Annotated in this window: 3 protein-coding genes and 2 pseudogenes; 2 read left to right on the top strand and 3 right to left on the bottom strand. The window is 74.5% G+C overall.

Annotated features, from left to right (window positions below):
* Positions 1-646, top strand: a 646-nt coding sequence (locus ABZ281_RS38895) for a DUF6457 domain-containing protein (protein ID WP_356662721.1), incomplete at its 5' end; no start/stop codon positions are given.
* Positions 643-1,245: pseudogene (locus tag ABZ281_RS38890) on the top strand (molybdopterin molybdenumtransferase MoeA); the annotation flags it as partial. The gene ABZ281_RS38895 and the pseudogene ABZ281_RS38890, both read left to right, overlap by 4 nt.
* Here the strand turns inward: ABZ281_RS38890 and ABZ281_RS38885 are convergent.
* The 3 genes and pseudogenes from ABZ281_RS38885 to ABZ281_RS38875 form a co-directional block, all read right to left on the bottom strand.
* Positions 1,242-3,635, bottom strand: a pseudogene (locus ABZ281_RS38885) (FtsX-like permease family protein); the annotation flags it as partial. The pseudogenes ABZ281_RS38890 and ABZ281_RS38885 sit on opposite strands and share 4 nt — an antisense overlap.
* Positions 3,632-4,387, bottom strand: a complete 756-nt coding sequence (locus tag ABZ281_RS38880; RefSeq protein WP_356662722.1) for an ABC transporter ATP-binding protein — start codon at positions 4,385-4,387, stop codon at positions 3,632-3,634. The pseudogene ABZ281_RS38885 and the gene ABZ281_RS38880, both read right to left, overlap by 4 nt.
* On the bottom strand, positions 4,387-4,600 hold a 214-nt coding region (locus ABZ281_RS38875; protein WP_356662720.1), incomplete at its 5' end, for an SHOCT domain-containing protein. The genes ABZ281_RS38875 and ABZ281_RS38880, both read right to left, overlap by 1 nt.

Below are 4,600 nucleotides of genomic sequence, written 5' to 3'. Positions count from 1 at the left end.
CGGGCACATCAACACCGGCATCGGCGTCGGCGTGCTGCTGACCGACCCCGAAGGCCGTGACCAGCCGCTCGTGGCCGCATACCGCGCGCCGCGGCTGCGTGAGGAGCTCGCACTCCTCGCCGGACGGCACGGCGCTCTCGCCGGTCTCCCCTTGCGGCGTCTCACCGCCGAGCTGAACCTCACCCGCATCTCCGACCCCGTCGCGTCCTTCGACTGCGACACCTGGGACGACATCGCCGCCGCCAGGGCACGTATCAGGGAGCATGGGCACGTGTTGGATGAATGGATTTCCGCCGTCAAGGACGAACTGGGGCTCGACCTCGATGTCGACACCCGCGGCCTGCTCGACCTCGCCCGCGACGCCGCCCACGGGGTGGCCCGTCCCGCGGCGCCGCTGACCACCTTCCTCGTCGGCTACGCGGCCGCGCAGGCCGGCGGCGGCCCCGAGGCGGTCGCCGAGGCCGCCCGCAAGGCCGTGGCCCTCGCGGCCCGCTGGGCGCAGGAGAGCACCTCCGAGGCCCAGCCGTCAGGCACGGGGCCACAGCCGTCAGGCACGGGGCCACAGCCGTCCGGCGACGGACCGCGGCCGTCCGGGGGCGACGTCGCCCCCCACGCCACCCCCGACACCCGACCGGACGCCCGATGACCCCGCACGGCGCCCGTGCCGGTGAGGACGCCGAGGACCTCGACGTCGAGGAGGTGCTCGCCCTCGTGAGGAACAGCAACGGCGATCACCTGCCCGACCCCGCCGCGCGAAGTGAGGGAGGCGAGCCCGGCAGCGCCCGCACTTCCCACCAGCCGGACCCCTCCGCCCGGCCCGACACCCGCCACCGCGCCACCCCCTGGCCCGAGGCCCGGGCCCTCGCCGAACGCGCCGGCCGCGATGCCGCCCGGGCCGCCCGCCGCGATCCCGTCTCCGCGCCCCTCGACACCGCCCTCGGCCTGACCCTCGCCGCCCCGCTCGACGCGCTCACCGACCTCCCCTCCTTCGACACCTCCGCGATGGACGGCTGGGCGGTCTGCGGCCCCGCCCCCTGGCGCGTGCGGGACGATGGCGTCCTCGCCGGGCACGCCGCGCCCCCGTCCCTCACCGACGGCGAGGCCGTCCGGATCGCCACCGGCGCCCGTATCCCCCCGGACGCCAGCGCCGTCCTGCGCAGCGAGCACGGCCGCACCGACGACAAGGGCCGCCTGTACGCGACCCGGGACGTCGTCCCCGGCCAGGACATCCGCCCGCGCGGCCAGCCGAGGAAGCCGCCGAGGCCGAGCCCGCCGGCCGTGCCGAAGGCGGCGACCAGGACCGACTCCCAGCGGACCATGGCCCGCAGTTGGGCACGGGTCTGACCGACGGCCCTGAGCAGGCCCAGTTCGCGGGTGCGTTCGCGGATCGCCAGGGTCAGCGTGTTGGCGATGCCGAGGAGCGCGATGAGCACCGCGAGGGCGAGCAGCGCGTAGACGAGGGTGAGCATCATGTCGATGCCGCCGGCCGACGACTGCGCGTACGCGTGGCGGGTCTGGACCTCCGGGTTGCCGTACGCTGCGGCGGCCTTCTCCACCGCCGCCGTGCCGGCGTCCGTGCTCACACCGTCGTCGAAAGTGACGGCGACGAGGGTGTCGGAGTCCTGGGTGCGGTGCGGGGCCCAGGCGGCGCGGGTGATGACGTAGTCACCGGCGAGTTCGGACCGGCCGTAGACCGCGCGGACGGTGAAGGTCTCCTTCGTGCTGTCGGTGAAGGTGAGTTGTGCCTTGTCGCCGGTGGTGAGGTGCTGCCTGTCGGCCTCCTTCTCGGTGACGGCGATGCCGTCGGTGCCGAGTCGGCGCAGCGAGCCGTCGACCCTGCCGAGGTCGAAGGTGCGTGCCAGGGCGACGGGGTCGGTGACCGTCAGGGCGCGGCCCTCGCCATCGACTTCGGCGACGCCCCGGCCGAGTCCGACGGCGGTGTCCACCTCGGGCAGCTCCTGGATCGCCCCGGCCAGCCTCGGGCTGAGTCCGCTGCCGCCCGCGCCGAACGACGGAGCGCTGACGGCCACATCGCCCGCGAAGGACCGGGACACGGTCTGGTCCATGGTGGCCTTCAGTGAGGCGCCGAACACCGTGAACAGCGACACGACGGCCACGCCGATCATGAGGGCACTGGCGGTGGCGGCCGTGCGCTTGGGGCTGCGCAGGGCGTTGCGCCGGGCGAGGGCGCCCGTGACGCCGCGCAACCGGGCCAGCGGGCTGCCGAGGAACCGCACGGCGGTGGACGAGGCGACCGGGCCGAGCACCACGAACGCGACCAGGGCCAGGGCCGCGCCGGTTCCGGCCAGCCAGATCGACGGGATCACGAGAACACCGGCGAGCGTGAGGGCGAGGGCCAGGGCCAGGGCCATCAGCGCGGTGCCCGCGATCGCACGCGGGCGGGACGCGCCGGAGGTGTCCACGGCGGTCTCGCGCAGGGCGGCCAGGGGCGCGGTGCGGCCGGCGCGGACGGCGGGCAGCAGGGCGGAACCCAGGCAGACCACGATTCCGACGGCCAGGGGCAGCGCCATCGACAGGCCGGTGACCACCAGGTCACCCTCGGGGAACGGGAAGCCGATGGCCGGGAACAGCCTCTGCAGGCCGGCAGCGATGCCGATGCCGCCCGCGAGGCCCGCCAGGGACGCGGTCACGGCCACGGCGCCGGCTTCCACGAGGGCGGCGCCGGTGACCTGCCGTCGGGAGGCACCCAGCGCCCTCAACAGAGCGTTCTCGCGCGTGCGTTGGGCCACGACGATCGCGAAGGTGTTGTGGATGGAGAAGGTGGCGACCAGCAGGGCGACACCGGAGAAGACCAGCAGGAAGAGCGTGAAGACGCTCAGGAACCGGCCGGCGATCATCTCGTTGTTCTCCTCGGCCGACTCCTGGCCGGTGATGGCCTCGACGTCCTGCGGCAGCACGGGCGTCAGCCGGTCGACGAGCTCCCGCTGGGTCACGCCGGGCCCGGCCCGCACCTGGATGGTCGCCGCCTCACCCGGCCGGGCCGTGAGGTACTTCTGCGCGTCGGCCATGGTCATCCCGGTGAAGGTCACCTGCGCCATGCCGTCCTCGCCGCCGAACGTGGCGAGTCCGACGACCGTCACCCGGACCGGGTCCGGGGTGCGCAGGGTCGTGGCGTCGCCGATCCTCAGGCCGCCCTTCTCGGCGGCGCCCCGGTTGACGACGACCTCGCCTGAATTCTGGGGTGCGCGGCCCTCGGCGAGCCGGTACGGGTTGAGCTCCGGGTCGGTGATCCAGTTACCGGCGAGGGTGGGCGGGCCCTGGCCACCGATGGCCTCGCCGTTGGCGCCGACGAGCTGGCCGGCGCCCTGGACGTCGGGCACGGCGGCGGCGACGCCGGGAACCTTCTCGACGGTCCTGACCAGGTCGGTGGCGACCGGCTGCCGTACGCCCCGGCTCTCGCCGGGTGTGGTGACGGCGTCGGCGCTGCGGACGACGGCGTCCGTGCCGCGGGCCGCGTTGCCGAACATCGAGTCGAAGCTCGCGCGCAGGGTGTCGCCCATGACGAGCGTCCCGGCCAGGAAGGCCACGCCGAGGAACACGGCGAGGAACGTCCCGGCGAAGCGCCGCCGGTGGGCGCGCAGGGAGGACGCGCTCAGGCGTACGGAGGCGTTCATGAGGGCACCTCGAAGGCTTTCATCCGGTCCAGGACGCGGTCGGCGGTCGGGGACTCCATGCGGTCGACCAGGCGCCCGTCGGCGAGGAAGACGACCTCGTCGGCGTGGGCGGCGGCGACGGGGTCGTGGGTGACCATGACGACCGTGCGGGCGGTCTGCCGCACCGCCCGGCCGAGCAGCCCGAGCACCTCCGCGCCGGAGCGGGAGTCCAGGTTGCCGGTCGGCTCGTCGGCGAAGACGACGTCCGGACGCCCGGCGAACGCCCGGGCCACGGCGACGCGTTGCTGCTGTCCGCCGGAGAGTTCGGCGGGCCGGTGGTGGAGCCGGTCGCGCAGTCCGACGACGTCGATCAGCGCGTCGATCCACTCCGGGTCGCCCCGCCCGCCCGCCAGATCCAGGGGCAGTGTGATGTTCTCCGCGACGGTGAGCGTGGGCACCAGGTTGTACGCCTGGAACACGAAGCCCACGCGGTCGCGGCGCAGCAGGGTGAGGCGGCGGTCGTCGAGGTCGCCGAGGTCGGTGTCGCCGATCCGGGCGGCGCCGGAGGTGAGGGTGTCCAGGCCCGCAGCGCAGTGCATCAGGGTGGACTTGCCGGAGCCCGAGGGCCCCATGATCGCAGTGAAGCGGCCGGCCGGGAAGGTCACGGTCACGCCGTCGAGGGCGCGTACGGCGGTGTCGCCACCGCCGTACACCTTCACCGCGTCGACGACCCGGGCGGCGGGCGTCGTGGTCGTCGTGGCGGGCGTCGTCATCATGCCGCGCCTCCCTTGCGGCCGAACTCCTCGTTCAGCACGGACAGTCGGCGCCAGTACTCGTCCTCGTCGATCTCGCCGGAGGCGAAGCGGCGGCCGAGTACGGCGATGGGCGAGTCACTCTCGACGGTGGGCTGCCGCCAGGGGCCGCCGCGGCGTCCGCGCCAGACCGTGCGACGCAGCAGCACGATGCCGCCGCCGATCACCAGCGCC

The organism is Streptomyces sp. NPDC006265, assembly GCF_040613555.1.
In the GTDB taxonomy this organism is placed as follows: domain Bacteria; phylum Actinomycetota; class Actinomycetes; order Streptomycetales; family Streptomycetaceae; genus Streptomyces.
The sequence above is the reverse complement of the archived record's forward strand: the minus strand, read 5'-3'. Positions and strand labels throughout refer to the sequence as shown.

Bases quoted from the DNA above. Each gene is read 5' to 3' on its own strand.
- ABZ281_RS38880 (WP_356662722.1), bottom strand. From the start codon at position 4,387: ATGACGACGCCCGCCACGACGACCACGACGCCCGCCGCCCGGGTCGTC.